General features: G+C 64.7%; 28 protein-coding genes. 19 read left to right on the top strand and 9 right to left on the bottom strand.

Translation table 11 applies throughout. The features are described from left to right. Positions 1-73 precede the first annotated feature (73 nt). From rpsF to alr, 5 genes are all read left to right on the top strand, one after another. Positions 74-499 (top strand): 30S ribosomal protein S6, encoded by a 426-nt coding sequence (gene rpsF, locus G7Y85_RS03335; RefSeq protein ID WP_166251602.1) that lies wholly within the window; start codon positions 74-76, stop codon positions 497-499. 3 nt (positions 500-502) lie between these two features. Then, on the top strand, positions 503-733 hold the full coding sequence (rpsR, locus tag G7Y85_RS03330) for a 30S ribosomal protein S18 (protein WP_166251600.1): 231 nt from the start codon (positions 503-505) through the stop codon (positions 731-733). Between the two features lie 11 nt (positions 734-744). Continuing rightward, positions 745-1206, top strand: coding sequence for a 50S ribosomal protein L9 (rplI, locus tag G7Y85_RS03325; RefSeq protein ID WP_166251597.1), 462 nt, complete (start codon positions 745-747; stop codon positions 1204-1206). A 117-nt stretch (positions 1207-1323) separates the two neighbouring features. Further along, complete coding sequence (dnaB, locus tag G7Y85_RS03320; RefSeq protein WP_166251594.1) at positions 1324-2703, top strand: replicative DNA helicase; 1380 nt, start codon at positions 1324-1326, stop codon at positions 2701-2703. Further along, a complete protein-coding gene (gene alr, locus G7Y85_RS03315; protein ID WP_166251591.1) occupies positions 2700-3827 on the top strand; it encodes an alanine racemase in 1128 nt (375 codons plus the stop codon). Before dnaB ends, alr begins: the two co-directional genes overlap by 4 nt. Here the strand turns inward: alr and G7Y85_RS03310 are convergent. From G7Y85_RS03310 to G7Y85_RS03295, 4 genes are all read right to left on the bottom strand, one after another. Further along, positions 3807-4076: a hypothetical protein gene (locus tag G7Y85_RS03310; protein WP_166251588.1), complete on the bottom strand. Its 270-nt coding sequence runs from the start codon at positions 4074-4076 to the stop codon at positions 3807-3809. The two genes, alr and G7Y85_RS03310, sit on opposite strands and share 21 nt — an antisense overlap. A gap of 62 nt (positions 4077-4138) precedes the next feature. Then, the gene (locus G7Y85_RS03305; protein ID WP_166251585.1) at positions 4139-4816 is read right to left on the bottom strand and encodes an FHA domain-containing protein; all 678 of its coding nucleotides are present in this window, start codon (positions 4814-4816) and stop codon (positions 4139-4141) included. 8 nt (positions 4817-4824) lie between these two features. Continuing rightward, entirely contained in the window at positions 4825-5652 is an 828-nt protein-coding gene (locus G7Y85_RS03300) for a Stp1/IreP family PP2C-type Ser/Thr phosphatase (RefSeq protein ID WP_206675466.1), read from the bottom strand. Next, on the bottom strand, positions 5652-8315 hold the full coding sequence (locus G7Y85_RS03295; protein WP_436286629.1) for a CHASE2 domain-containing serine/threonine-protein kinase: 2664 nt from the start codon (positions 8313-8315) through the stop codon (positions 5652-5654). Before G7Y85_RS03295 ends, G7Y85_RS03300 begins: the two co-directional genes overlap by 1 nt. 79 nt (positions 8316-8394) lie before the next feature. Between G7Y85_RS03295 and radA the strand changes: the two genes are divergently transcribed. Further along, on the top strand, positions 8395-9753 hold the full coding sequence (radA, locus tag G7Y85_RS03290) for a DNA repair protein RadA (protein WP_166251579.1): 1359 nt from the start codon (positions 8395-8397) through the stop codon (positions 9751-9753). Positions 9754-9759: 6 nt separating this feature from the next. Here the strand turns inward: radA and G7Y85_RS03285 are convergent, their stop codons facing one another. Next, complete coding sequence (locus tag G7Y85_RS03285; protein WP_194241072.1) at positions 9760-11052, bottom strand: HlyC/CorC family transporter; 1293 nt, start codon at positions 11050-11052, stop codon at positions 9760-9762. Between the two features lie 83 nt (positions 11053-11135). Further along, positions 11136-11918 (bottom strand): cytochrome C assembly family protein, encoded by a 783-nt coding sequence (locus G7Y85_RS03280; RefSeq protein ID WP_166251576.1) that lies wholly within the window; start codon positions 11916-11918, stop codon positions 11136-11138. Positions 11919-11996: 78 nt separating this feature from the next. Here G7Y85_RS03280 and G7Y85_RS03275 point away from each other — a divergent pair, with 78 nt between their 5' ends. The 12 genes from G7Y85_RS03275 (at position 11997) to htpG (ending at position 22537) form a co-directional block, all read left to right on the top strand. Beyond that, positions 11997-12767 (top strand): MBL fold metallo-hydrolase, encoded by a 771-nt coding sequence (locus G7Y85_RS03275; RefSeq protein WP_166251573.1) that lies wholly within the window; start codon positions 11997-11999, stop codon positions 12765-12767. Positions 12768-12808: 41 nt separating this feature from the next. Next, a complete protein-coding gene (gene ffh, locus G7Y85_RS03270) occupies positions 12809-14170 on the top strand; it encodes a signal recognition particle protein (protein WP_166251570.1) in 1362 nt (453 codons plus the stop codon). Next, positions 14167-14727 (top strand): TlpA family protein disulfide reductase, encoded by a 561-nt coding sequence (locus G7Y85_RS03265; protein WP_241695930.1) that lies wholly within the window; start codon positions 14167-14169, stop codon positions 14725-14727. The genes ffh and G7Y85_RS03265 overlap by 4 nt, the downstream gene beginning before the upstream one ends. 106 nt (positions 14728-14833) lie before the next feature. Beyond that, positions 14834-15082 carry a 30S ribosomal protein S16 gene (rpsP, locus tag G7Y85_RS03260; RefSeq protein ID WP_166251565.1) on the top strand — a complete coding sequence of 83 codons (249 nt, stop codon included), beginning with the start codon at positions 14834-14836 and terminating at the stop codon, positions 15080-15082. A gap of 3 nt (positions 15083-15085) precedes the next feature. Beyond that, complete coding sequence (gene rimM / locus G7Y85_RS03255) at positions 15086-15604, top strand: ribosome maturation factor RimM (protein WP_166251562.1); 519 nt, start codon at positions 15086-15088, stop codon at positions 15602-15604. Next, positions 15604-16338: a tRNA (guanosine(37)-N1)-methyltransferase TrmD gene (trmD, locus tag G7Y85_RS03250; protein WP_166251559.1), complete on the top strand. Its 735-nt coding sequence runs from the start codon at positions 15604-15606 to the stop codon at positions 16336-16338. The genes rimM and trmD overlap by 1 nt, the downstream gene beginning before the upstream one ends. A gap of 24 nt (positions 16339-16362) precedes the next feature. Then, complete coding sequence (rplS, locus tag G7Y85_RS03245; protein ID WP_166251904.1) at positions 16363-16713, top strand: 50S ribosomal protein L19; 351 nt, start codon at positions 16363-16365, stop codon at positions 16711-16713. Between the two features lie 223 nt (positions 16714-16936). Next, on the top strand, positions 16937-17560 hold the full coding sequence (locus tag G7Y85_RS03240; protein WP_166251556.1) for a CerR family C-terminal domain-containing protein: 624 nt from the start codon (positions 16937-16939) through the stop codon (positions 17558-17560). Further along, positions 17553-18497, top strand: a complete 945-nt coding sequence (locus tag G7Y85_RS03235; RefSeq protein ID WP_241695928.1) for an HlyD family secretion protein — start codon at positions 17553-17555, stop codon at positions 18495-18497. Before G7Y85_RS03240 ends, G7Y85_RS03235 begins: the two co-directional genes overlap by 8 nt. Further along, the gene (locus G7Y85_RS03230) at positions 18494-19441 is read left to right on the top strand and encodes an ABC transporter ATP-binding protein (RefSeq protein ID WP_166251553.1); all 948 of its coding nucleotides are present in this window, start codon (positions 18494-18496) and stop codon (positions 19439-19441) included. The genes G7Y85_RS03235 and G7Y85_RS03230 overlap by 4 nt, the downstream gene beginning before the upstream one ends. Further along, positions 19438-20589, top strand: coding sequence for an ABC transporter permease (locus G7Y85_RS03225; RefSeq protein WP_166251550.1), 1152 nt, complete (start codon positions 19438-19440; stop codon positions 20587-20589). The genes G7Y85_RS03230 and G7Y85_RS03225 overlap by 4 nt, the downstream gene beginning before the upstream one ends. An 85-nt stretch (positions 20590-20674) precedes the next feature. Then, on the top strand, positions 20675-22537 hold the full coding sequence (gene htpG / locus G7Y85_RS03220; protein ID WP_166251547.1) for a molecular chaperone HtpG: 1863 nt from the start codon (positions 20675-20677) through the stop codon (positions 22535-22537). A gap of 22 nt (positions 22538-22559) precedes the next feature. Here htpG and G7Y85_RS03215 read toward each other — a convergent pair whose 3' ends face one another. From G7Y85_RS03215 to trxB, 3 genes are all read right to left on the bottom strand, one after another. Beyond that, positions 22560-23033 carry a C40 family peptidase gene (locus tag G7Y85_RS03215; protein WP_366514912.1) on the bottom strand — a complete coding sequence of 158 codons (474 nt, stop codon included), beginning with the start codon at positions 23031-23033 and terminating at the stop codon, positions 22560-22562. Then, complete coding sequence (locus G7Y85_RS03210) at positions 23030-23656, bottom strand: glutathione S-transferase family protein (protein WP_166251541.1); 627 nt, start codon at positions 23654-23656, stop codon at positions 23030-23032. Before G7Y85_RS03210 ends, G7Y85_RS03215 begins: the two co-directional genes overlap by 4 nt. A gap of 119 nt (positions 23657-23775) precedes the next feature. Further along, the gene (gene trxB, locus G7Y85_RS03205; RefSeq protein ID WP_166251538.1) at positions 23776-24732 is read right to left on the bottom strand and encodes a thioredoxin-disulfide reductase; all 957 of its coding nucleotides are present in this window, start codon (positions 24730-24732) and stop codon (positions 23776-23778) included. A 328-nt stretch (positions 24733-25060) separates the two neighbouring features. Here trxB and phoB point away from each other — a divergent pair, with 328 nt between their 5' ends. Further along, positions 25061-25753, top strand: a complete 693-nt coding sequence (phoB, locus tag G7Y85_RS03200) for a phosphate regulon transcriptional regulator PhoB (protein WP_166251535.1) — start codon at positions 25061-25063, stop codon at positions 25751-25753. Positions 25754-25777 lie beyond the last annotated feature (24 nt).

Below are 25777 nucleotides of genomic sequence, written 5' to 3'. Positions count from 1 at the left end.
TCCACCGCCCGGCTGCAGAGGCAACAGGGCGGGGAGCCGTTGACGAAAATGTCAACGTCCACAAGGAGTTACGATGCGACACTACGAAGTGGTCGTCATGGTGCATCCGGACCAGAGCGAACAGGTTCCGGCCATGACCGAGCGTTACCGCAACATGATCCAGGCCGGCGGCGGCACCGTGCACCGTCTCGAGGACTGGGGTCGTCGTCAGCTGGCGTACCCGATCGCCAAGGCGCACAAGGCGCACTACGTGCTGATGAACATCGAGATCAACGACGAGACGCTCGCCGAGCTCGAGAACGCGTTCAAGTTCAACGACGCCGTGATCCGCAAGCTGGTCATCCGTACCGAAACCGCCGTCAGCGAGCAGTCGCCGCTGTTCAAGGTGCCGGATGAAGAGAAGAAGCCGGGCGAATACCGTTCGCGTGGCAATGATTCGGAAGGAGCCGACGACGCGTCGTCCGACACCGAAGACGCGAACGCCGAGGAAGGGGTCTAAGCAATGGCACAGCAATTCTATCGTCGCAAGAAGTCCTGCAAGTTCAGCTCGGACAACGCTCCGAAGATCGACTACAAGGATCTGGCGATGCTCAAGGGTTACGTCGGCGAGAACGGCAAGATCGTTCCGGCCCGCATCACCGGCACCCGCACGCGTTATCAGCGCGAGCTGGCCCTGGCGATCAAGCGTGCGCGCTTCTTGGCGCTGCTGCCGTACACCGACAAGCATCTGTAAGGGAGCAGACCATGAACGTGATTCTGCTCGAGAAGATCAAGAAGCTCGGCGACCTCGGCGAGACCGTCAAGGTCAAGTCCGGTTTCGGTCGCAACTATCTGCTGCCGCAGGGCAAGGCGCTGCCGGCCACGGCCGACAACGTCAAGGTGTTCGAAGCGCGCAAGGCCGAGCTGGTGAAGAAGGCCACGGAAAGCGTCAACGCCGCGAAGATCCGCGCCGAGAAGCTCGCCGGCAAGACGCTGACGATCAAGGCGCTGGCGTCGGAAGAAGGCAAGCTCTACGGTTCGGTCGGCGTGCACGAAATTGTCGAAGCCGCCAGGGCGCTGGGTCTGGACGTCGAAAAGAGCGAAATCGACATCGTCGGCGGCCCGATCCGTGCGGTCGGCACGTTCGAAGTCGGTGTGCATCTGCACAGCGAAGTCGAAACCAGCCTGACGATCGTGGTCGAAGAAGACAAGAGCGGCGTCCGCTAGGAAGCCGTCTGTCGCTGTGACCGGATCGGCCCGCCTCGTGCGGGCCGATTCGTTTGCGGGCGAGGGCGCCGGATCGGTACCCGCGTCACCTCGAAATCGCTGCATAATCGAACGCCGATGAGCACCCCTCTCAAACTTCAGCAGCAGCCCAAGGCACCGCCGTATTCGGTCGAGGCGGAGCAGTCGGTGCTGGGCGGCCTGATGCTGGAAAACCGCCACTGGGACGATCTGGCGGACAAGCTCAACGCCGACGATTTCTATCGCGAGGATCATCAGCTGATCTATCGGGCGATCGCCGAGCTGGCTTCGAGCCGGCGGCCCTGCGACTTCATTACGCTGTCTGAACATCTGAAGGCGCGCGGCCAGCTCGAGGACGCCGGCGGCATCGCCTACCTCGGCACGCTGGCGAACGACACGCCGAGCGCCGCCAATGTCATGGCCTATGCCGAGATCGTCCGCGAACGCGCCGTGCTGCGCGCGCTGGTCGGTGTCGGCGGTGAAATCGCCGAACTCGGCTATCGTCCCGACGGGCGCGAGTACCCGGAATTGCTTGATCTGGCCGAGCAGCAGGTTTTCCGTCTGCGCTCCCGGGCCGATCGTTCGAAGAACGACTACTACGCGATGCCGGCGCTGATCGACACGGTCGAGCGCAAGCTTGAGGCATTGCGCCAGAACAAGGGCCAGCTGGCAGGGCTGTCGACGGGCTTCAAGGATCTCGACGACAAGACCACCGGCCTGCATCCGGGCGATCTGGTGATTCTTGCCGGCCGTCCGTCGATGGGCAAGACCAGCCTGGCGCTGAACATGGCCGAGCACGCAGTGATGTACGAGAAGAAGCCGGCGCTGGTGTTCAGCATGGAAATGCCGGCCGACCAGCTGGCGCTGCGCATGCTGTCGTCGTTCGCGCGCATTCCGATGGGCAGTCTGCGCAGCGGTGATCTCGGCGACCGGGACATGGATCGCCTGGTCTCGCAGAGCGGCTTCCTGCGCGAGGCACCGCTGTACATCGATGAAACCGGTGCGATGTCGCCGCTCGACATCCGTGCGCGCGCACGCCGCGTCAAGGCGCGGCACGGGCTTGGCCTGATCGTGGTGGATTACATCCAGCTGATGCAGATTCCCGGCAACAAGGATGGTCGCGTCAACGAGATTTCCGAGATTTCGCGCAGCCTCAAGGCGCTCGGCAAGGAACTCGAAGTGCCGGTGATCGCACTTTCGCAGCTCAACCGCGGCGTCGAGCAGCGCGACAACAAGCGGCCGCGCATGTCGGACCTGCGCGAGTCCGGTGGTATCGAGCAGGACGCCGATCTGGTGTTGTTCATTTATCGCGACGAGGTCTACAACAAGGATTCGCCGGACAAGGGCATCGCCGAGATTCTGATCGCCAAGCAGCGTAACGGTCCGCTCGGCGTCGTGAAGACGGCGTTCCACGGTGAATACACGCGGTTCGACAATCTCGCGCAGGGCTATTCCGCGGATTACGACGTCGACGAATGATTCCGCGCGTCACCGCCACGGTCGATCTCGGCTGCATCCAGCACAACCTGCAGGTCGTGCGTGGTATGGCACCACGCTCGCGCGTGATGGCGGCCGTCAAGGCCGATGCCTACGGCCATGGCGCCGTGCCGGTGGCGCGCGCGCTCGAAGCCGCGGGTGTCGACGCACTGGCAGTGGCGTGTCTCGAAGAGGCGATGGAGCTGCGGCAGGCGCACGTCGTCACGCCGATCGCGCTGCTGGAAGGGGTCATTTCCGGCGAGGAAGCGGCACAGGCCGTCTACGAACGTCTGCAGATCGTCGTCCACGATCACTGGCAGCTGGCGCTGCTCGAAGCCTTGCCTGACAGTGCGCAGCTGTCGCTGTGGTTCAAGCTCGACAGTGGCATGCATCGACTCGGGTTTCCGCTTGCGGATGTGCCCAAGCTGGTCGAGGTCCTGCGTCGCCATCCGAACTGGAAGCTGGAAGGCTGGATGACCCATCTGGCCTGCGCGGACGAGCCCGAGAACGATTTCACGCCGCTGCAGATCGCACGCTTCGACGCGGCGCTTCAGGGCATTCCGGGGCCGCGCTCCATCGCCAACTCGGCCGGCATCATTGCCTGGCCGTCGGCACGTCGCGACTGGGTACGGCCGGGGCTGGCGCTGTACGGCTGTTCGCCGCTGCCCGCGCGCAGCGCCGCGGATCTCGATCTGCGGCCGGCGATGGCGCTCGACAGCCGCCTGATCGCGGTGCGCGAATTCGCGGCCGGCGAGCGGGTCGGCTACGGCGGCGCCTATGTCTGCCCGGAGCGCATGCCGATCGGCGTGGTCGCGGTCGGCTACGCCGACGGCATCCATCGCGCCTTCGCCAACGGCACGCCGATGGTCGTCGCCGGTTGCCGCGTGCCGCTCGCCGGTCGGGTGTCGATGGACATGATCACGGTCGACCTGCGCGCGGTGCCGCAGGCTGCGGTCGGCGATCCGGTGCGGCTCTGGGGGCCGGGGCTGGCAGCCGAAGAGGTGGCTGCATACGCCGGCACGCTCGCCTATGAACTGTTCTGCGGACTCACGCAGCGCGTGCACTACCGCCACCTGCCGGGTTCGCAGGCGGCCAGCGGTCTGCGTTCAGCGCGCGGAGGGTACTAGCGCTCGAATCGCGTCGGCAGTGTTCGTGGCGCCGGTGTGCTGCAGATCCTCGGATGTCAGTACCTGACCCGGGACCGCCAGGCACTTGCCATCCTTGTTCGGGATCAGCGTACCGGTTTCGCGGATGCAGTCGTGCGGTATCGCTGCTGGTGCCGGCCCGGGCGCCGCGGCCTTGAGGTTGTCGGCAAGTGCCGGGGCGACGAGCGTGGTCGCGAGCAGCAGGGATGCGAGCATGGCGGGGGAGTTCATGATCGGCTCCGTGACGAGCGTCAGCGCATTATGCGCCGACCGTCCCCTGCTGCAAGCACCGCTCAGACGGTGGCGAAACTCATCTGCGTGCCAAGCAGTTCGATGGTGTCGCCAGGATTCAGCTTGCGCGCATGCGTGCTGATTTCGGCGCCGTTGACGAGCGCGCGCTTGGTGCCGGTTTCGCCGCCGACGTGGACGATGTAGTAGCCGTCGGCGCGGCGGGTGATCGCCGCAACCTGCACGCCGGGCTTGCCGATCGTGGTCAGGGCCTTCGACAGCTCCAGCTCCTTGCCGGCGTTCGGTCCGCTGACCACGCGCAGTTTGCCGAGTACCGGCTTGACGCTGGTCGGTGGCGGTGCCGAGGCGGTCGCAGCCTGAACCTGCGACTCGAAGGCCGTACCGAACTGGCCCGGCTTGAGAATCATGGTTTTCTCGAAGTCGTCGTCGCCGCCGGCTTCGGATTCGTACTTGAGCGTGTTGCGGCCGATCGTGATCTGGTCGCCGTGGGTGAGCGGATGCTTGGTGATGGTGCGGCCGTTGACCGTCGTGCCGTTGGTCGAATCCAGATCCTCGAGAAACGAGTCCTTGAGAATGGTGATGACCACGGCATGGCGGCCGGACACGGCCTTGTCGTTGAGCGGGATGTCGTTGTCGGGGTGCCGGCCGATGCTGAGACGTTCCTTGGTCAGCGCGAATTCCTGCACCTGGCCGTTGCCGTCGGTAACGATGAGCTTGCCCATAAATTCCTTCAGAACCATTCCATCAAGCGTTCGTACCAGCGGCGGCCACGCGCGAATGACGCGTCGGCCCGTGCCAGCACAACCGAAACATTGTCCTTGCCGCCGGCGGCATTGGCGAGTTCGACCAGCCTTTGCGCTGCGGTTTCGAGATTAGCAGCGTACCTTTCCAGTGTTAAGCCGATGGTCTGGTCGTTGACCATGTCGCTGAGTCCGTCCGAGCACAGCAGCAGCAGGTCGTCGACCTCGACCGTGTCCTCGATGACGTCGACCTGCACTTCGTTCTCGACGCCAAGCGCCCGCGTCACGATGTTCTTGCGCACGATGCGCTCGGCGTCTTCGCGGGAATAGTGGCCGCGCGCGATCAGTTCTTCGAGCAGGGAATGGTCGCGGGTGATCTGCTCGAAACGACCATGTCGCAGGCGGTACAGCCGCGAGTCGCCGACATAGGCGATGGCGACGCGGTCGTCGTGAAAGGCAGCGGCGACGATGGTCGTCCCCATGCCGGCGCATTGCGGCTGGGTTTGCGAAACCTGGTGGATCGTCGCGTGTGCGGTCTCGATCGCCGTTTTCAGGGTCAGCGCTTCGACACTGTAGCCGCTGTCCGGATCGACACTGCCGTGCTTGAGCGTCGGCCATTGCCGGCGCACGGCGTCGAGCACGGTCGTCACGGCGATGCCGCTGGCGATCTCGCCGGCGTTGTAGCCGCCCATGCCATCGGCCAGCACCACCAGGCCGATGTCCGGATCTTCGGCAACCGTGTCCTCGTTGTTGCCGCGCACCAGCCCTGGGTCGGTAAGCAGCGCAGTGCCCAGCTTGCCCTTGAGCGCCATCGCCATCAGCCGCCGAGTTGCGCGAGCACCTGACGCAGCGCGGTGGCCAGTTCGGCGCCGTTCGCGTAGCGCTGTGCAGCATCCTTATGCAGCACGCGCGCAATGACCTGATCGATTTCCGCCGGCAGATCGGGGCGCAGCGCCAGCGGCGGCGCATGCGGTTCGTTGGCTATCTTGAACATCAGCGTTGCCATCGACTCGGCCTGGAACGGCAAGGCGCCGGTCAGCAGCTGGTACAAGGTGACGCCGAGCGAGAACAGATCCGAGCGGCCGTCGACCCTGCGCCCGGCCAGCTGTTCGGGCGACATGTAACTGGGCGTGCCGAGCACCATGCCGGTCTTGGTCTTGCTCGAATCGGTGATGCGGGCGATGCCGAAGTCCATCAGCTTCAGCGATCGCGTGGTCTCGACCAGCATCATGTTCGCCGGCTTGATGTCACGATGCACGATGCCGTTGGCGTGCGCGTAGTTCAGTGCGTCGGCCGCGTCGGCCATCAGCCGCAGCACCTCGTCGACCGGCAGCAGATTGTTGGCCTTGGTATGCCGGGTCAGATCGAAACCGCGGATGAACTCCATGGCGATGTAGGCGAGGTCATGCTCCTCGCCGGCATCGTAGATCGACACGATGTGCGGATGCGTCAGCCGGCCGGCGGTTTCGGCTTCGCGGAAGAAGCGTTCCTTGACGCCGGCGAGTTCGTCCGGCTCGAACTCCTGCGACAGCGCCATCGTCTTGATTGCGACCTGACGGCCGATCTTCGGGTCCTTGCCCATGTAGACGATGCCCATCGCGCCCTTGCCGAGTTCCTTCTCGACCTGGTAGCGGCCGAGCATCGGTTTTTCGAGTTGCTGGGTGGCATCGAGTACCAGGGTGCCGCCTGGATGCGAGCCGCCGCCGCTGCTGCCGAGGATGACCGTCTCCGACAGCTTCTTGGCGCGCGACAGCTTCTGTGGCACGTCGCGGAATTCCTTGTTGAACCCGGCGATGTACTGGTAGGCGGACTCGGCCTTGTTGAACTGGCGCTTGCGTTCGAAGTCCAGCGCCAGGTTGTAGATCAGGTCGAGCAGGCGATCGTCGACCGGCTGCACGCGACGGAATTTCTCGAACGCCATGTCGAGCTGGCCCTGGCCCTGGAAGGCGAGGCCGAGCATGCGGTTGGACTCCGCACCCTCGACATCGCTGGTCTGTTTCAGGCGCTCGGTGATGTTGAATTTCTTCACCGTCATGAACGCGTGGCCAAGTGCGAGGAACACCGCAGCGATCGTCAGTTGCAGCCAGATCGCGTGGCTGACCATCAGGCCGATCTGCGTGCCGACCAGCGCGACGATCAGGATCAGGCTGACAAGCGCAGCGAGCGTTGCTTTCATGCGCGGCACGACGAAGGCGAGATAGAGCAGCAGTCCGACGAAGACGCCCAGTTCCGCCCAGCGCGCCCAGTCCGGCCGCGTGAAGAAGTCGCCCTGCAGCAGGCTCGATACGCTGTGCGCGAGCGTCAGCACGGGCGCCGTCGAGGCGGAAACCGGCGTGGCGAAGCTGTCGCCGGTGCCGGCAGCGGTCGTGCCGATCAGCACGATCTTGTCCTTGTAACGCGCCAGCGGCAGCTTGCCGGACAGCACGTCGTAGGCCGAGTCGACCGGAAACGCGGGTTTGCCGTCGCGGTCGGCGTAGAACTGCGTGTACATGCGCAGTGACGGCGTGGTCGCGATGTCGAGACCGCCGAGCACGACACCTTCGCCGAGGCGAACCTCGATGTCGGCCGGCTTCAGGTTCAGGGCGCTCGCCGCCAGCATCAGGGACAGAGACGGATAGAACTCGTCGTAGTACTGCAGGACCAGCGGCTCGTAGCGCACGGCGCCGTCGACATCCGGCGTGACGTTCAGATGGCCGATCGCCAGTGCCTGCGTGCCCAGCGGCTCGATCGGAATCTGCACGGCACTTGCCGGCAGCGGCATTTCGCCGTCGGCGCGCGCACCGACCCGGTCCTGGATATTGGTCAGGGCATTGCGTCGGATGTAGTCGGGCAGCGCCGCGTCCGGTCGTCCCTGCGGGCGGCCGAGCGTGAAGATCATCGGCAGCACGACCTTGTCGTCGGCCAGCGCCTTGCCGAGCTTGACGTCGGCCGAGTCGCCGTCCTGCGCAGCGGTCTGCAGGCGCGTCAGCAGACCGCGCATCAGCTTCGCGTAGTCGTGCGCGAGCGCCGAGTCCTTGTATGAACGCGCGATGCCCGACAGCCGCTGATCCTTGGCGGCGTTGTCATCAAGCATCACGCCGAAGGTTTCGATCTCGACCGGGATCTGCTGTGTCAGCGGCGACTTTTCGAGATCGGATGCGATCGACTGCAGGGCGGCGGCGCTGGCATTGGATTCCGGCTCCAGATAGAGCGCCGTGTTGGCAACGACACGCGCGCCGCCTTCGTGCAGCTTGTCGATCAGCTGCGCCTGCAACGCGCGCGGCCACGGCCAGCGGCCGAGATTGCGGATCGAGTCGTCGTCGATCGCGACGATCGCGATGCGATCGGACGGGGTGCGCTCGCGCGAACGCACGCCAAGATCGTAGGTGTAGCGTTCCAGCGACTGGAAGCTGTCGGCAAACACGCCGTAGGCCAGCACCGCGAACAGGATCGCGAACGCCAGCGCGGCGAACCAGTCCCGGCTCCACAGTTTTTCTTTCACCGCCAAGCCCCCCGACTCGTGTGCTGCGGCGATACTAACGGTTCCGGACTTCGCCGTCCGCTAACAATGTCTCATTTGCATGGCCAAGGCAAAAACCCAGTACGTCTGCCAGAGCTGCGGTGCGGTCAGCCCGAAGTGGGTCGGGCAATGCGCCGACTGCGGCGCCTGGAACACCTTGAGCGAAACGGTCGCGGTGCCGGCCGCGAAATCGCGCGCCGGCGGCATCAGCGGTGCGGCGCTCGGACGCATACAACGGCTTGACGAGGTCGAACTGCAGGAGGAGCCGCGCGCCGCCACCGGCATGCCGGAGATGGACCGCGTGCTCGGCGGCGGCATCGTGCCGGGTGCGGTGATCCTGATCGGTGGCGACCCCGGAATCGGCAAATCGACGCTGCTGCTGCAGATGCTGGCGCAGGTGCAGGAGCGTCTGCCGACGCTGTACGTGACAGGCGAAGAATCGCTGACCCAGGTGCATTTGCGCGCCAAGCGGCTAGGCCTGACGCGCCTCGACCTGCCGGTGCTCGCCGAGACGGGGGTCGAGGCGATTGTCGCCCAGCTGCAGGCGCTGCGACCGGGACTGGTGGTCATCGACTCGATCCAGACCTTGTACACCGATGCGCTCGATTCGGCGCCGGGTTCGGTTTCGCAGTTGCGCGAATGCGCGGCGCAGCTGGTGCGCTTCGCCAAGTCCTCGCAGACCGCGGTCGTGCTGGTTGGCCATGTCACCAAGGAGGGCGCGATCGCCGGCCCGCGCGTGCTTGAGCACATGGTCGATACCGTCCTGTACTTCGAGCACGATCCGGGTTCGCGTTTCCGCATCATTCGCGCGGTCAAGAATCGCTTCGGCGCGGTCAACGAGCTGGGCGTGTTCGCGATGACCGACGGCGGCCTCAAGGAGGTCAGCAATCCGTCGGCGCTGTTCCTGTCGCGTCACGGCGCGCCGGTGCCCGGCAGTGTGATCACCGTCACACGTCAGGGCAGCCGGCCGATGCTGGTCGAGGTGCAGGCGCTGGTGGACCAGTCGACGATCGGCAATCCGCGCCGCGTGACGCTCGGTCTCGAAGGCAACCGCCTCAACATGCTGCTGGCTGTGCTGCATCGGCACGGCGGCATTTCACTCGGCGATCAGGACGTTTTCGCCAATGTCGTCGGCGGCATGCGCATCCAGGAGCCCGCGGCCGATCTGCCGCTGCTGCTGGCGGCGCTGTCCAGTCTGCGCAGCCGGCCGGTGCCCGGCGACTGGGTGGTGTTCGGCGAGATTGGCCTGGCCGGCGAAGTGCGGCCGGTTGCCGGCGGCGAGGAGCGGCTGATCGAAGCGGCCAAGCAGGGCTTCAAGCGAGCCATCGTGCCGGAGGCCAACAAGCCGCGGCGCGGTGCCAGGCTCGATATCGAAGTGCTCGCAATCTCGCGTCTCGACGAAGCGCTGGCGCAACTCTGAACGGGTTCAGGCCGCGCGCGCCTTCCTTTGCGCCAGCCCGGTTTTCGGCGGCCAGATGCGCGCCGACTTGATGACATTGGCGCGGGCATCGGTGATCTCCAGGGTATAGCCGCCGATCGCGACCTGTGCGCCGGTCTGCGGCAAAGCCTCCAGCTGTTCGAGGACCAGGCCGTTGATCGTCTTCGGCCCCTTGGTCGGCAGCCGCCAGTTGAGATTGCGATTCAGACTGCGGATCGTCACCGAGCCGGATACGCGATAGGAACCGTCGGCATCGGCATAGACGTTCTTGATCCGCGTCGCCGGATCGGACGTGAATTCGCCGACCACTTCTTCGAGGATGTCTTCGAGCGTCACCAGTCCCTGGATGTCGCCGTATTCATCGACGACGAAACCGACGCGCCGCTTCTGGTTCTGGAAATTCAGCAGTTGCTGGTTCAGCGGCGTGCCCTCCGGCACGTAATACGGTTCGGCCGCCAGCGCCAGCAGGCTCTCGGTGTCGAGCTTGTCCTCGGCGGCCAGACGGACAGCACGGCGCAGGTGCACGACGCCCTTCAGGTGGTCGATCGAGCCGTCGAACACCGGCAGGCGCGTGTGCTGGCTGGCGATGATGGTTTCGCGGATCTGCTCGCGCGATTCGGTGATGTCGATGCCGATGATTTCGTTGCGCGGCACCATGATGTCCTCGACCGTCGCCTTTTCCAGATCGAGGATCGACAGCAGCATCTTCTGGTGGCGCTGCGGAATCATCGCACCGGCTTCGAGCACGACGGTGCGCAGTTCCTCGGAACTCAGGCTGTGCTGCGCGGCGTCCTCGGGGGTCACGCCGAACAGGCGCAGGATGCCGTTGCTGATCAGGTTGACGGCCCAGACGAACGGAAACAGCGGCAGACGCAGATACCAGTAGACATAGGCCGACGGCAGAGCGACGCGCTCCGGGTGCAGCGCGGCGAGGGTCTTGGGTGTGACTTCCGAGAAAATCAGCATCACCAGCGTCATCACCGCGGTGGTGATCAGGACCGCCGTGCTGTTCGAAAAAAGCTTGGCGGTGATGATGGCGACAATTGCTGCCGCCAGATTGTTCGAGAACGTGTTGCCGAGCAGGATGGTGCCGATCAGGCGATCGGGCCGCTTCAGCATGCGTCGCGCAAAGCGGGCCGCACGCTCGCCCTTGTCCGCACGGGTATTCAGACGATAGCGGTTGAGCGTCATCAGCCCCGTTTCGGAGCCCGAGAAAAACGCGGAAATGAACAGCAGGGCGATCAGAAGCCCGAACAGTGCAGCTAGCGGTATGTCGTCCAAGAGCGCGGTCGAATGGGGCCGGGGCAGCAACTTGTTAGCGAAGCGCGGCGGGGCTGTCAACGCCCCGATCTGAGAAGTGCATCCTAAGTCCAGTGCCGGCCTAGCATTTCTTCCAATATCAACTTGCTGCCGAAGTACGCGAGGATCAGCATGGCATAGCCTGCCAGCGCCCAGCGGATCGCCACGCGGCCGCGCCAGCCATGGCGCACGCGACCCCAGAGCAGCGTGCCGAAGATCAGCCAGGCGGTGACCGACAGGATGGTCTTGTGTGCGAGGTGCTGCGCCAGCCAGTCGTGGATGAACCACAGACCGGAGATCAGCGTCAGCGACAACAGCACGAAGCCGATGCCGATCAGCTGGAACAGCAGGCGCTCCATGGTTTGTACCGGTGGCAGGGCACGGGCCAGATGCGTGAGCTGGTGGCGATGCAGCAGCCGGTCCTGTGCGGCGAGCAGAATCGACTGCACGGCGGCGAGCGTCAGCAGCCCGGCCGAGAACAGCGACAGCGTGATATGCAGCTGTGCTTTCCAGTTGTCGATGATGATGTCGCTGGTCGGTGACGGCGAACTCACGGCGACGACGGCGGCGAGGGCCGTCAGCGGATAGATCGCGGTACCGAGAATGCGCAGCGGTTCGCGGAAGCACAGGCCCCACAGCAGCAGCGATGACTGCCAGGCGAACAGCGACAGGGCTTCATTGAAGCCGAGGGTGATTGTGCCGGCACGGAACACGAAGCCGCTGAGCGCGGCGCCGTGCAGCGCCAGTGCGATCGGCGGCAGCGTGCGCTCGAGCAGGGGGTGCGGACGTCGCCAGATCAGCAGCGCCGTCACGATATAAAGAGTACAGGCGAGTAACGTGGGGATCATGCCGGCGAGCATAGCATCGCACTGCAGCGGCTCGCGGCCGGCGTGCTAGCATCGGTCGGTCAAGTCTTGCGGATTGCCATGCGGATCAAGGTCCTCGGTTGCAGCGGCGGTGTGGGTCCGGGGTTGCGGACGACCAGCCTGTTGCTGGACGAGGAAATTCTCATCGATGCGGGTACGGGCATCGGTGACCTGACCCTGTCGCAGCAGCGCCGCATCCGCCATGTCTTTCTCACGCACTGCCACCTCGATCACGTCTGCGGGCTGGCGTTCATGGCCGACAACCTGTTCGACCTGATCGACGAACCGATCGCGGTGCATGCCAGCCGCGAAACCCTGCAGACGCTGCGCGAGCATGTCTTCAACTGGAAGATCTGGCCGGACTTCTCGGTGCTGCCGGACGAGAACAATCCCTTGCTGCGCTGGAACGAAGTGGCGATGGACGAGAAACTCGAACTCGGCGACGGGCGTCGCATCACGCCGTTCCGCGTCCTGCACACCGTGCCGGCCAACGGTTACGCGATCGAGGGTCGCAGCGGGACCTTTGCTTTCACCGGCGACACTTATGCCGACGATGCGCTCTGGCACTTCCTCAATGGCTTGCCGCGGCTCGACAAGCTGATGATCGAGATTGCCTTCCCGGACAAGGAAGCAGCGCTCGGGTACGCCTCCAAGCACTTCACGCCGGACTTGCTGGGCCGCGAACTGCGCAAGCTCGAACATCGTCCGAAGCTGTACCTGACGCACCACAAGCCCGGCACCGAGGCGAGCATCGAACGCGAATGCCGGCAAGCCCTGCGCGGCTGGGAATATGCGCACCTGAAGCGTGGCGATACCATCAGTCTGAGCTGAAGCGGGCGCTACAATAGCGGCATTGCCACGGGCGGAACCCCATGTTTGAAAACCTGACAACGCGCCTCGGGCGCGTCCTCGACTCGATCCGCGGCCAGGGCCGCCTGACCGAAGAGCAGATCGCCGCCGCCAGCCGCGAACTGCGCATGGCGCTGCTCGAAGCCGACGTCGCGTTGCCGGTCGTCAAGGACTTCATCGACAAGGTCAGGACGCGTGCGCTCGGCGTCGAGATCACGCAGTCGCTGACGCCGGGACAGGAATTCCTGCGCGTGGTCCAGCAGGAACTGACTGCCACACTCGGCGGCGTCACCGAGCCGCTGAACCTGCGCGCGCAACCGCCGGCGATCATCCTGATGGCGGGTCTGCAGGGCGCCGGCAAGACCACCAGCACCGGCAAGCTGGCCTTGTGGCTGAAGGAACAGAAGAAGAAGGTCATCGTCGTGTCCGGCGACGTCTATCGTCCGGCGGCGATCGAGCAGCTGCGCATCGTCGCCGGCAATGTCGGTGTCGAGTTCTTCCCGTCGGCCGTCGGCCAGAACCCGGTCGACATCGCCAGGGCGGCGCTCGCCGAGGCGCGCAAGCAGTACGCCGACGTGCTGATCGTCGACACCGCCGGTCGGACGACGGTCGACGAGGAGATGATGACCGAGATCGCGGCCCTGCATGCCGCGCTCGACCCGGTCGAAACCCTGTTCGTGGTCGACAGCATGACCGGCCAGGACGCCGCCAACACGGCGCGCGCGTTTGCCGACCGCCTGCCGCTGACAGGCGTGATCCTGACCAAGGTCGACGGCGACGCCCGCGGCGGCGCAGCGCTGTCGGTGCGTCAGGTCACCGGCAAGCCGATCAAGTTCCTCGGCGTCGGCGAGAAGTCCGACCGCCTCGAAGTCTTCCATCCGGATCGCATCGCCACCCGCATTCTCGGCCAGGGCGACATGCTGTCGCTGATCGAGGAAACGGCGCGCAAGGTCGATCAGGAAAAGGCCCAGAAGTTCGCCGCCAAGCTGAAGAAGACCAAGAGCTTCGATCTCGAGGATTTCCGCGAGCAGATGCTGCAGATGCAGAACATGGGCAGCATGCAGTCGATACTCGAAAAGCTGCCGGGCGGGGCGCAGATGCAGGCCCAGCTGAAGAATGTCGATGCCGAGAAGCAGGTGCGGCGCACGATCGCGATCATCAATTCGATGACGAAACAGGAACGCCGCTTCCCCGATTTGATCAAGGCGTCGCGCAAGCGCCGCATCGCCGCCGGCGCCGGGGTCGAGGTGCAGCAGGTCAATCAGCTGATGCGCCAGTTCGACACCACGCGCGATATGATGAAGAAGGTCGCCAGCGGCGGCATGGCGAAGATGATGCGCGGGCTCGCCGGTCGCATGCCGCCCGGCATGATGCCGCGCCGTTGAATCCGGGCCTGTACCGAATCGCGGCATCGGGGCTGCTGCTGGCGGCAATGACCTCCGTCCAGCCGGCTCTGGCCATCCAGGCCGGCCAGCAGGTGCCGGAGGCCGCGGGCATCGTCCTGCAGGGGCCGGCCGGCATCAAGCTCAGTGCGTTGAAGGGCAAGGTGGTCGTCGTCGACTTCTGGGCAACCTGGTGCGGGCCCTGCATGGAATCGATGCCGCAGATCGACGCGATCCGCAGTCGTCTGCTGAAGCAGGGCTATGGCGACCGTTTCGAAGTGCTGTCGGTCAGCATCGACGACGATGTCGATCAGGCGCGACGTTTCCTCAAGCTGCATCCCGTGTCCTATCCGGTGGTCATCGACCCGGTCGGCATCGCCACCAAGAACTTCAGTCTCTGGCGCCTGCCGGCGACATTCCTGGTCCGGCCGAGCGGCGAAATCGAGCAGATCTACTACGGCTTCGGCGACAGCTTTGCCGGCGATATCGAGGAACGGGCGCTGGCCTTGCTGCGTGGCCGTTATGCGCCGTCGCCGGTGTGGGCACCGGCAAAACGCTGAAAACGCGCTAAGCCTCTGGAATTTCGCACACAAATCGCTACAATACGCCCCCTTTCAGCGGCCCTCGGTCCTGCTGAGGACTGTCCGGAATTCAGGAATTACAAGCATGGTTACGATTCGTTTGGCTCGCGCCGGCGCCAAGAAGCGCCCGTTCTATCACGTCGTTGCGACAGAAAAGAGCAGCGCCCGTGATGGCCGCTTCATCGAGCGCCTCGGTTACTACAACCCGAATGCGAAGGGTCAGGAGTCGAAGCTGACGCTCGATCTCGCCCGTGTCGAACACTGGCAGAAGAACGGTGCGCAGATGTCCGACCGCGTCGCCTATCTCGTCAAGACGGCGCCGAAGGCTGCTTAAGCTGTGACATCACGCCGGGTGACGCTGGGCCGCGTCTCCGGCGTGTTTGGTATCAAGGGCTGGATCAGGGTGCATTCCTACACTCGTCCGCCCGAGAACATTCTGAACTATCGCCGCTGGTGGCTTCACCATGGCGGGGGTTTCGAAGCGAAAGTACTGGCCTCGCAGGTGCAGAACCGCAGCCTCGTCGTCCAGCTCAGCGATGCTGCCGGGCTGGCCATCGAGGATCGCGAAGTTGCCGCAGGGCTGGTCGGTGCCGAGATCGCGGTCGATCGCGATGCGCTGCCGAAGCTGGGCGACGGCGAGTATTACTGGATCGATCTGATCGGGCTGCGGGTCGAGTCGCTGGAAGGCGCGGCACTTGGCACGGTGACCGATGTCACCAGCAACGGGGCACAGGACGTGCTGGTGCTGGGTGCGGGTGAAGTGGAGCGCATGATTCCGGTCGTGCGGCCGCAGATCGTTCGCGAGATCGACATGGCCGCCGGCCGCATCGTCTGCGACTGGCAGCCGGACTGGTGATGAAGATCGATGTCATCACGCTGTTCCCCGAACTGGTGGAACAGGTGACGCAGCACGGGATGCCGCGAATCGCGGCCGAAGGTGGTCAGTTGCAGCTGTCGACGCGCAATCCGCGCGACTACAGCACGAACAAGTGGCGGCGGGTCGATGCCAGGCCGTATGGCGGCGGACCCGGCATGGTGATGGAAGCCGAGCCCTTGGCGGCCGCGATCGGTGATGCCAGGGCGATGCTGGGCAGTGCCAGGGTGCTGTACCTGTCACCGCAGGGCAGCCGTTTCGACCAGCGATGGGCGCAGCGGCTGAGCGAGGAACCGGCTCTGGTTCTGCTCTGCGGCCGCTACGAGGGGCTCGACGAGCGTCTCGTGCGGCAGGAAGTGGATTTCGAGTTGTCGCTGGGCGATTTCGTGTTGTCCGGCGGCGAATTGGCGGCGATGACGGTGATTGATGCCATCGCGCGCTTGTTGCCCGGTGTGCTGGGAGACGAGCAGTCGGCGGTGAACGATTCGTTCTCGGCCGGTTTGCTGGATCATCCGCACTGGACGCGGCCGGAGCTGTGGCGCGACGCCGGTGTGCCGGAAGTGCTGATGTCCGGCGATCATGCGAAAATTGCCCGCTGGCGTCGCCAGCAGGCGCTGGGGCAGACCTGGTTGAAGCGGCCCGAGTTGCTGGAAGGTCTGGAACTGGACGAGGATTCAAGGACGCTGCTGCGTGAGTTCATCGCGCAACAGCGATAGGTTTAACGGAAGGTGGTAGACATGCTGACGAACAAGATCATTGCCGCAATCGATGCGGAACAGATGAACAAGAAGATCCCGACTTTCAACCCCGGCGACACCGTCGAGGTCAAGGTCAAGGTCAAGGAAGGCGATCGTGAACGTCTCCAGGCCTTCGAAGGCGTGGTCATCGCCAAGCGCAATCGCGGTCTGAACTCCGCGTTCACCCTGCGCAAGGCGTCGCACGGAGAAGGTGTCGAGCGCGTGTTCCAGACCTACAGCCCGCAGGTCGCGGAAATCACCGTGAAGCGTCGCGGCGAAGTCCGTCGCGCCAAGCTCTACTATCTGCGCGAGCTGTCCGGCAAGGCCGCGCGCATCACCGAGAAGCTCGGCTAGGCACGCTGTGCCGGCCTCGTGCCGGCATCGTTGCCAGTGTTCGACAACCACGGCGGACCTCCGGTCCGCCGTGGTTTTTTGCGTTCTGCGGCTTGACGGTCGCCGTTGCGGCGGCGATATTAAACAAGTGTTTTAAACATTCGTTTCACACATGCCGACCGTATCGTCCGGAACGTCACGCGCGACAGGAAAGCCCGCCGATCCCGGTGATCGGGCCGGCACCGTGACTCGCGGTGCCTTGTTGCAGGCGGCAACCGCCGTGTTCGTCGAACAGGGTTACGAACTGGCCCGTGTACGCGATATCGCCGATCGTGCCAGTGCCAATGTCGCGGCCATCAACTACCACTTCGGCGGCAAGCAGGCGCTTTACGTGGCCGTGTTGCGCCAGCACGCGGGCGAGCGCATCGAACGCTATCCGTTGCCGGACCCGACGGTGGCCACCAGTGGCGAAGCCGGGCTGCGCACGGCGATCGACATGCTGCTCAGCCGCTTCCTTGCCGATGACCAGCGTGGCGTGGTGCCGAAGTTGCTGATGCGCGAGTTCGCGGTGCCGACGCCGGCGTTGACCACCCTGATCGAGGATCTGATCGCGCCGCAGTTCCGCCAGCTGTCGGCGGTCGTCGCCGGTCTGCTTGGCGAGCAGGCGCCGGCGGAAACGGTGACGCGCTGCAGCTTCAGCATCGTCAGCCAGTGCATGTTCTATCTGTTCGCCCGCCCGCTGGTGCAGACCCTGGCGCCGCAAACCTATGCCGACGATGCGCTTGAGCAGCTGTCGGCCCATATCACGCAGTTCTCGTTCGCGGCGCTGCAGGCTCAGCGTCGGCGCCTGGAGACGCCCGATGCCTAGATTTCCGATGCTGCTGGCGATTGGCCTGCTCGCCGCCTGCAGCGGCCGCGATGCGGACCAGTATCAGGGCTATGTCGAGGGCGAATTCGTCTATGTCGCCTCGTCGCAAGCCGGGCGCCTGCAGAATTTGGCGGTGGCGCGTGGCGACAGCGTGGCGCGCGGCGCGCCCCTGTTCGCGCTCGAAGCGACGCTTGAGCAAGCCGCGCAGCAACAGGCGACACAGCAGCTGCATGCCGCCGAGGCGCAGTACGCCGATCTGCAAACCGGCAAGCGTCCACCGGAAATTGCGGTCGTGCGCGCACAACTCGCACAGGCCGAGGCGGCCGATCGCAACGCCGCCGAGCAGCTGCGTCGCGATCAGGCGCAGTTCGACATCCATGCCGTGTCGCAGGCGCAGCTCGACAACAGCCGCGCGCAGGCCGACGCGAGCCGCGCGCGGGTCGACGAATTGCGCAACCAGCTGAGCGTCGCGGCGTTGCCGGGCCGCGCGCAGCAACTGGCCGCGCTTGCGGCCCAGGCCGATGCCGCCCGGGACGCGCTTGCGCAGGCGGACTGGCGACTGTCCGAAAAATCGATCAAGGCCGGGCAGGCGGGGCTGGTCTACGAAACGATGTATCGCGTCGGCGAGTGGGTGGCGGCCGGCAATCCGGTCGTGCGCCTGCTGCCGCCCGCCAACATCAAGATCCGTTTCTTCGTCCCCGAAACCGTGGTCGGCAGCCTGCGCACCGGTCAGGCGGTGACGTTGCATTGCGACGCTTGTGCGCACGATGTCGCGGCCACTGTCCGCTATGTCTCGAATCAGGCCGAGTTCACGCCGCCGGTCATCTACAGCAATGACGCGCGTGACAAGCTGGTGTTCATGGTCGAGGCCTGGCCGGCGGCGGCCGACGCGGCCACCCTGCACCCCGGCCAGCCGGTTGCCGTGAGTCTGAAATGAGCGACGCGGCGGACGCCGATGTACTGACGATCGACGTGCAGGGACTCAACAAGCACTTCGGCGACAAGCACGTCGTCAACGATCTGTCGATGCAGGTGCGAAAAGGCGAGATTTTCGGTTTTCTCGGACCGAACGGCAGCGGCAAGACCACCTCGATCCGCCTGATGTGCGGCCTGCTGACGCCGGATTCCGGCAGCGGGCGGTGCCTGGGCTACGACATCCTGCGCGAAACCGAGCAGATCAAGCGCCGCGTCGGCTACATGACGCAACGATTCTCGTATTGGGAAGATCTGACGATTCGCGAGAACCTCGATTTCGTCGCGCGCCTGTACGAGATGAAGGATCGCCAGCAGGTGGTCGACGAGGCACTTGAGCGACTCGGTCTGGCATCGCGCGCCGATCAGCTGACCGGCGCCTTGTCCGGCGGCTGGAAGCAGCGGCTCGCGCTCGCCGCCTGCATGCTGCACAAGCCGCAGCTGCTGCTGCTCGATGAGCCGACCGCCGGCGTCGATCCGACCGCGCGTCGCGATTTCTGGGAGGAATTGCACCGACTCGCCGCCGACGGAATCTCGGTGCTGGTCAGCACCCACTACATGGACGAGGCCGAGCGCTGCCACAAGCTGGCCTATATCGCCTACGGCAAGCTGCTGGTGCAGGGCACGGCTGACGAAGTGGTCGCCGCGCAGCATCTGACGACGTTTGCCGTGCACGGCCACGAGCTTGCCGCACTGTCCGAGCGCCTGCGCGGACAAGCGGGTGTCGAGCAGACCGTGGCCTTCGGCTCGCTGCTGCATGTCACCGGCAGCGACGCCGCGCAGCTGGAAGCCAGCCTGCGACGCGTGGCGGGCGAGGGTCTGCGCATCGAGCACATCGACACCAGCCTCGAAGACGTCTTCATCCATCTGATGAAGCGTTCGACCGACAACTACGCGGGCACGTCGTGAACGCGGCGCGCCCCTTCGCGTGGTTCTCGTGGTCGCGCTGGTGGGGCATCGTGCGCAAGGAATTCCTGCAACTGCGCCGCGACCGCGTGACCTTCGGCATGATCGTCGGTATCCCGATCGTGCAGCTGGCCCTGTTCGGCTTTGCCATCAACTCCGATCCGCGACACCTGCCGACCGCGGTGATCGTCGCGGAGCACAGCGAGTTCACGCGCAGCCTGATGGCGGCGATGCGCAACTCGGACTACTTCGACATCGTCGAGGAACTGCATGACGAGAATGCCGGCCGCGCGGCGCTTGCGCAGGGCCGCGCGCAGTTCGTGCTGAACATTCCCGCCGATTTCACCAAACAGCTCGTGCGCGGCGAAAAGCCGGCGGTGCTGCTGGAGGCGGACGCCACCGATCCGACCGCCACCGGCATGGCGCTGTCGGCCGCCGCGCAGCTGGTGAGCAGCGTCGCGAGCAAGGACCTGCGCGGACCGCTCGCACATCTGATGCCGGCCGACCCGCCGTTCGAGGTGCGCGTCCATCGGCTCTACAATCCGGAGGGCATCACCCAGTACAACATCATTCCCGGCCTGATGGGCGTGATCCTGACGATGACGCTGGTGATGATGACCGGCCTGGCGATGACGCGCGAGCGCGAGCGCGGCACGATGGAAAACCTGCTGGCGACGCCGGTACGGCCGATCGAGGTGACCACCGGCAAGCTGGTGCCGTACATCGCGATCGGCCTGATCCAGGCCACCATCATCCTGCTGGCCTCGCGCTGGGTGTTCGGCGTCCCGTTTGCCGGCAGCGTGGTCGCGATCTACCTGGCGGCGCTGCTGCTGATCGCCGCCAACCTGACCGTCGGCATCACGCTGTCGTCGATCGCCAGGAATCAGCTGCAGGCGATGCAGATGACGATGTTCTATTTCCTGCCGAACATCCTGTTGTCCGGGTTCATGTTCCCGTTCGCGGGCATGCCGGTCTGGGCGCGGTGGATTGCCAGCGTGCTGCCGCTGACCTACTTCAATCGCCTGATCCGCGGCATCATCCTCAAGGGCAATGGCTGGATCGACCTGTGGCCGAACATCTGGCCGATGGGCGTGTTCACGCTGGTCGTGATGCTGGTGGCGATGCGGTTTTATCGGCGCACGCTGGACTGAAGGGGCCGCCACGGTTGCCGGGGCTTGAAATCTGTCGCTGCCGGCCCTAAAACGCCGGCTCCACACATAGAGGAGTCCCCAGCCGATGGCTGTCGAAAAGCGTGAGTTCCAGGCCGAAGTGCGGCATCTGCTGCACCTGATGATCCATTCGCTGTATTCGAACAAGGAAATCTTCCTGCGCGAATTGATTTCGAATGCATCGGACGCCTGCGACAAGCTGCGCTTCGAGGCGATCGCAAAACCGGAGCTGATCGGCGGCGACGAGTTGCATGTCGAGCTGATTCCGGACGCCGCCGCCGGCACGCTGACGATCAGGGACAACGGCGTCGGCATGTCGCACGACGAGGTGATCGACAATCTCGGCACGATCGCGCGCTCAGGCACGCGCAAGTTCATCGAATCGCTGTCCGGCGACCAGAAGAAGGATTCGCAGCTGATCGGCCAGTTCGGCGTCGGCTTCTATTCGGCCTATATCGTCGCCGACAAGGTCACGGTGCTGAGCAAGCGCACCGACGCCGACGGCGTGCGCTGGGAATCCGACGGGCAGGGCGAGTTCACGATTGAGCCGTCGTTCAAGCTCGACCGCGGCACCGAAGTGATCCTGCATCTGCGCGAGGACGACCGGGAATTCCTCGAACCGGCGCGCCTGTCGAATCTGGTGCGCAAGTATTCCGACCACATCAGCCTGCCGATCAAGCTGAAGAACGACAAGGACGAGACCGAGACCATCAACCAGGCGCGCGCGTTCTGGACGCGGCCGAAGTCCGAGCTGAAAGACGAGGACTACGCGAAGTTCTACGAGCAGCTGACGCACGATTACGAAGCCCCGCTCGCGCATGCGCATCACCGCGTCGAAGGCACGCTCGAATACACATCGCTGCTGTACATTCCGGCACGCGCCCCGTTCGATCTCTGGGACCGCGAGCAGTCGCGCGGCGTGCAGCTGTACGTCAAGCGCGTCTTCATCATGGACAAGGCGGCCGAACTGCTGCCGTCGTATCTGCGCTTCGTGCGTGGCGTCGTCGATACTGCCGACCTGCCGCTCAATGTCTCGCGCGAGATCCTGCAGGGCAATCGCACGGTCGAGAAGATCCGCAATGCGCTGGTCAAGCGCGTGCTCGATCTGCTCGACGACATGGCGGCGAACAAGCCCGACGACTACGCGAAGTTCTGGCAGGTATTCGGCACGGTGCTCAAGGAAGGTCTGGTCGAGGACCACGCCAATCAGGAGCGCATCGCCAGACTCTGCCGCTTTCACTCGACGACGGCGCCGGACAAGGCCGACGTCACGCTGGAGGCCTACGTCGCACGCATGCCGGCCGAGCAGAACGGCATCTATTATCTGACCGCCGACACGCTGGCCGCGGCGCGCAGCAGCCCGCACCTCGAAGGCTTCCGTGCCCACAACTTCGAAGTGCTGCTGCTGACCGACCGCATCGACGAATGGGTCGTCAATCACCTGCAGAGCTTCGGCGGCAAGAAGCTCGAATCGGTCGCGCGTGCGTCCCGGGATCTCGACGCCAAGATCGAGACGCCGGAGAAGGCGCGTCTCGAAGGCGAGTTCAAGGATGTTGTCGAACGCCTGCAGAAAGTGCTGGGTGAGCGCGTCGAATCGGTGCGCCTGTCGTCGCGGCTGACCGAGTCGCCGTCGTGTCTGGTGGCCGGCGAGCACGCGCTGTCGCGGCGTCTGGAGGAGATGCTCAAGCGCGCCGGAGAAAACGCCCCCTCGTCAGCGCCTATCCTCGAACTCAATCCCGGGCACGCCTTGGTTGAGAAGCTCAGGGCTGCGTCGAACGACGAGCGCTTCGCCGATCTCGGTGAGTTGCTGCTCGGCCAGGCCGTGCTGGCCGAAGGCGGACAGCTCGACGATCCGGCGCGATTCGTGCGGACACTGAACAAGCTGCTGCTCGACGGCGTCGCGGCAGAAGCCAGCCGCATCATTATCTGAAATCGCTGTTCGTCGATGCGCGTCAGCGGAACACGCGGCGCGCATCGACGAAATGGCTTTGCCAGTATTTCAGGTGTACCCCGGCAACGATCACGGTGCGGCCGGCTGCCGGCGCATGGACCGCCTCGTCGTCGCCGAGATAGATCGCGACATGATCGATGCCGCCATTGCCGAAGCTGTAGAACAGCAGGTCACCGGGTTCGGCGTCGTCCATGTCGACCGCCAGACCGTAGGCATGTTGCTCGCGCGTCGTGCGCGGCAGTTTGATCCCTGCCAGACCGTAGACGTATTGCACCAGTCCGCTGCAGTCGAAGCCGTCCGGCGAGGTGCCGCCGTACTGGTACGGACGACCGACCTGACCCAGGGCATCGAGCACGATCTGGCGCCGCGTCGCATCGTTTTCCGGATCGGGTTTGAGCCTGTTGCCGGCACAGGCCGAGAGCAACACCAGCAGTGCCGCACAAAGAACAGCCGATCCGGACTTTGTGCGCTTCACGCCGCCTGCGGTGCCGTCTTCTGCATCGACGGGCGCGTGGCGAACTGCGCATACCATTCGCCAAGGGCGTCGTGCCCGCGCCGCCATTCCAGATACGGCATGCGCAGATCGAGATAGCCAAGCGCGCAACCGACCGTGATCTCGACGGTCGTCGGCGTTTCCTGCAGGAGTTCGCCGACTTCACCATTGAGACTGGCGACGGCGCGGCGAATCGCGGCGGCCTGCCGATCGAGAAAGACCTGATAGATGATGCCTTCCGGTCGGCGCTTCTCGTTGGTCGAAGCGGCAGCGGCGTCGATGATGCCTTCGCCAAGGTACTGCCGACGCAGCGCGCCCCAGCGCTTGGCGCCGCTTGGCAGCGCCGCGAGCCCGTGCCCGCGCGTGAACAGGTAGCTGATGATCAGATTCGAATCGGGCAGCGCTTCGCCCTGTTCGGTGACCAGTACCGGAACCTTCGACAAGGGATTGATTTCAAGGAAGGCGGCTGGCGGGTCATAGGGATCGACGTCGATCTCCTCGATCTGTTCGGACAGGCCCAGCTCGTCGATGACGACGCGTACCCGCCTTGCGTACGGTGACGGCAGGCTGCGGTAGAGGCGCATCTTGCTGTCGGTGTCGCTCACGAATGCTCACGGTCTGCTGGCATGGGTCGATTATCGCCGGCCACGACCGCAGCGTACAAAAAAGGCTCCGCAGCGATGTCGTTGCGGAGCCCGGACCCGGTCCGCCGGGGATCGCGGTCTCAAGCCGAGCCGAGCTTGTCGAGATAACGCTCGGCGTCGAGCGCGGCCTGGCAACCGGTGCCGGCCGAGGTGATCGCCTGACGATAGACATGGTCCATGACGTCGCCGGCGGCGAACACGCCCGGCACGCTGGTCGCGGTGGCGTCGCCGGCGCTGCCGGACTGTACGCTGATGTAGCCGCCATTCATCTTCAACTGGCCTTCGAACATGCCGGTATTGGGCGAATGGCCGATGGCGATGAACACGCCCTTGAGTGCGATGTCGCGCGTGCTGCCATTCTTGTGATTCTTGATGCGCATGCCGGTGACACCGGTTTCATCGCCCAGCACCTCTTCGAGGCCGGAATCCCAGAGGATCTCGACCTTGCCTTCCTGTTCCTTCTTGAACAGCTTGTCGTGCAGGATCTTCTCGCCGCGGAACTTGTCGCGACGGTGCACGACCGTCACCTTGCTGGCGATGTTGGCGAGATACAGCGTTTCTTCGACTGCCGTGTTGCCGCCGCCGATGACCGCCACTTCCTGACCGCGGTAGAAGAAGCCGTCGCAGGTGGCGCAGGCCGAGACGCCCTTGCCGCGGAAGGCCTGCTCGCTCGGCAGGCCGAGATACTTGGCGCTGGCGCCGGTCGTGATGATCAGCGCGTCGCAGCTGTATTCGCCCTGGTCACCTTTCAGCGTGAACGGCTTTTTCTGCAGATCGACCGAATGAATGTGATCGTAGACGAAGCCGGTCTCGAAGCGCTCGGCGTGCTGCTGCATGCGCGCCATGAGATCCGGTCCCATCAGGCCCTCGACATCGCCCGGCCAGTTGTCGACTTCGGTGGTCGTCATCAGCTGACCGCCGACTTCGAGGCCGGTGATCAGCGTCGGCTTCAGATTGGCGCGCGCCGCATAGACGGCGGCGGTGTAACCGGCCGGGCCGGAACCGAGGATGATCAGTCGATGATGATGCGTACTCATGGCGTTTCTCGTTTTTTCTATGCGGCGCTGAATCTGGGGGCAGTCTGCCGGGGCGCAAGGGCAGGGCCCGGCGCCGCGGATGAAGCGGATGCGCGCGGCTTCGACGGCGGATCGGCTTGGGCACAGAGACGATCGGCGCCGGCAGCAAACCCCGGTTCGATGTCCCCGCCGCAGCGTGCGAGCATGCTAGGGAGCCGCGGTCGATAGGTCAAAGCATTTCCGTTCATGCCCGCCATAGCGCAGTTCAATCAAGCGCTTGCCAAGGCTGTCATTGAAACGTCACTGTTCGTTCATATGCTGCCGTCATGGAATTAGGGAAGGCTTAGGCATGCAGGGAAAACTGATACTGGTCGTCGATGACGAGGCGCCGATTCGCGAGATGCTCCGATTTGCGCTGACGCGCGCTCACTTCCGGGTGGTCGAGGCCGGCGATGCCCAGGCGGCACGTCTGCGGATCGCCGACGAGCGTCCCGACCTGATCCTGATGGACTGGATGATGCCCGGCATTTCCGGCGTCGAGCTGACGCGCGAGCTGAAGGCACAATCGACGACCCGCGATGTTCCGGTGATCATGGTCACCGCTCGCGTCGAGGAAGAGGACAAGGTGCGCGGGTTGAACATCGGCTGCGACGATTATGTGTCGAAGCCGTTTTCGTATCCTGAACTGATCGCACGCATACAGGCCGTCCTGCGCCGCGCACTGCCCGGCGGCGAAGAAGAAAAGCTGTCGGCGAGCGGTCTGGAAGTCGATGCCGCGAGCCAGCGCGTGACCGCGCAGGGCCAGCCCATCCATCTCGGTCCGACCGAATACCGGCTGCTGCACTTCTTCATCAGCCATCCGGAACGCGTCTACTCGCGGGAACAGGTACTCGATCGCGTCTGGGGCCAGAACGTCTATGTCGAGGAGCGCACGGTGGATGTGCACATCCGTCGCCTGCGCAAGGCGCTGGAACCGTTCGGCTATGATGAGATGGTGCAGACGGTGCGCGGCTCCGGCTACCGTTTCTCAGAAAAGGTCTGAGCCGCTGCAATGACCAGGCCGGCC

The sequence above is a fragment of the Solimonas terrae genome (assembly GCF_011067135.1).
Lineage (GTDB): Bacteria > Pseudomonadota > Gammaproteobacteria > Nevskiales > Nevskiaceae > Solimonas > Solimonas terrae.
The sequence above is the reverse complement of the archived record's forward strand: the minus strand, read 5'-3'. Positions and strand labels throughout refer to the sequence as shown.

Bases quoted from the DNA above. Each gene is read 5' to 3' on its own strand.
- rpsF (WP_166251602.1), top strand. From the start codon at position 74: ATGCGACACTACGAAGTGGTCGTCATGGTGCATCCGGACCAGAGCGAA.
- rpsR (WP_166251600.1), top strand. From the start codon at position 503: ATGGCACAGCAATTCTATCGTCGCAAGAAGTCCTGCAAGTTCAGCTCG.
- rplI (WP_166251597.1), top strand. From the start codon at position 745: ATGAACGTGATTCTGCTCGAGAAGATCAAGAAGCTCGGCGACCTCGGC.
- dnaB (WP_166251594.1), top strand. From the start codon at position 1,324: ATGAGCACCCCTCTCAAACTTCAGCAGCAGCCCAAGGCACCGCCGTAT.
- alr (WP_166251591.1), top strand. From the start codon at position 2,700: ATGATTCCGCGCGTCACCGCCACGGTCGATCTCGGCTGCATCCAGCAC.
- G7Y85_RS03310 (WP_166251588.1), bottom strand. From the start codon at position 4,076: ATGAACTCCCCCGCCATGCTCGCATCCCTGCTGCTCGCGACCACGCTC.
- G7Y85_RS03305 (WP_166251585.1), bottom strand. From the start codon at position 4,816: ATGGGCAAGCTCATCGTTACCGACGGCAACGGCCAGGTGCAGGAATTC.
- G7Y85_RS03300 (WP_206675466.1), bottom strand. From the start codon at position 5,652: ATGGCGATGGCGCTCAAGGGCAAGCTGGGCACTGCGCTGCTTACCGAC.
- radA (WP_166251579.1), top strand. From the start codon at position 8,395: ATGGCCAAGGCAAAAACCCAGTACGTCTGCCAGAGCTGCGGTGCGGTC.
- G7Y85_RS03280 (WP_166251576.1), bottom strand. From the start codon at position 11,918: ATGATCCCCACGTTACTCGCCTGTACTCTTTATATCGTGACGGCGCTG.
- G7Y85_RS03275 (WP_166251573.1), top strand. From the start codon at position 11,997: ATGCGGATCAAGGTCCTCGGTTGCAGCGGCGGTGTGGGTCCGGGGTTG.
- ffh (WP_166251570.1), top strand. From the start codon at position 12,809: ATGTTTGAAAACCTGACAACGCGCCTCGGGCGCGTCCTCGACTCGATC.
- rpsP (WP_166251565.1), top strand. From the start codon at position 14,834: ATGGTTACGATTCGTTTGGCTCGCGCCGGCGCCAAGAAGCGCCCGTTC.
- trmD (WP_166251559.1), top strand. From the start codon at position 15,604: ATGAAGATCGATGTCATCACGCTGTTCCCCGAACTGGTGGAACAGGTG.
- G7Y85_RS03235 (WP_241695928.1), top strand. From the start codon at position 17,553: ATGCCTAGATTTCCGATGCTGCTGGCGATTGGCCTGCTCGCCGCCTGC.
- G7Y85_RS03230 (WP_166251553.1), top strand. From the start codon at position 18,494: ATGAGCGACGCGGCGGACGCCGATGTACTGACGATCGACGTGCAGGGA.
- htpG (WP_166251547.1), top strand. From the start codon at position 20,675: ATGGCTGTCGAAAAGCGTGAGTTCCAGGCCGAAGTGCGGCATCTGCTG.
- trxB (WP_166251538.1), bottom strand. From the start codon at position 24,732: ATGAGTACGCATCATCATCGACTGATCATCCTCGGTTCCGGCCCGGCC.
- phoB (WP_166251535.1), top strand. From the start codon at position 25,061: ATGCAGGGAAAACTGATACTGGTCGTCGATGACGAGGCGCCGATTCGC.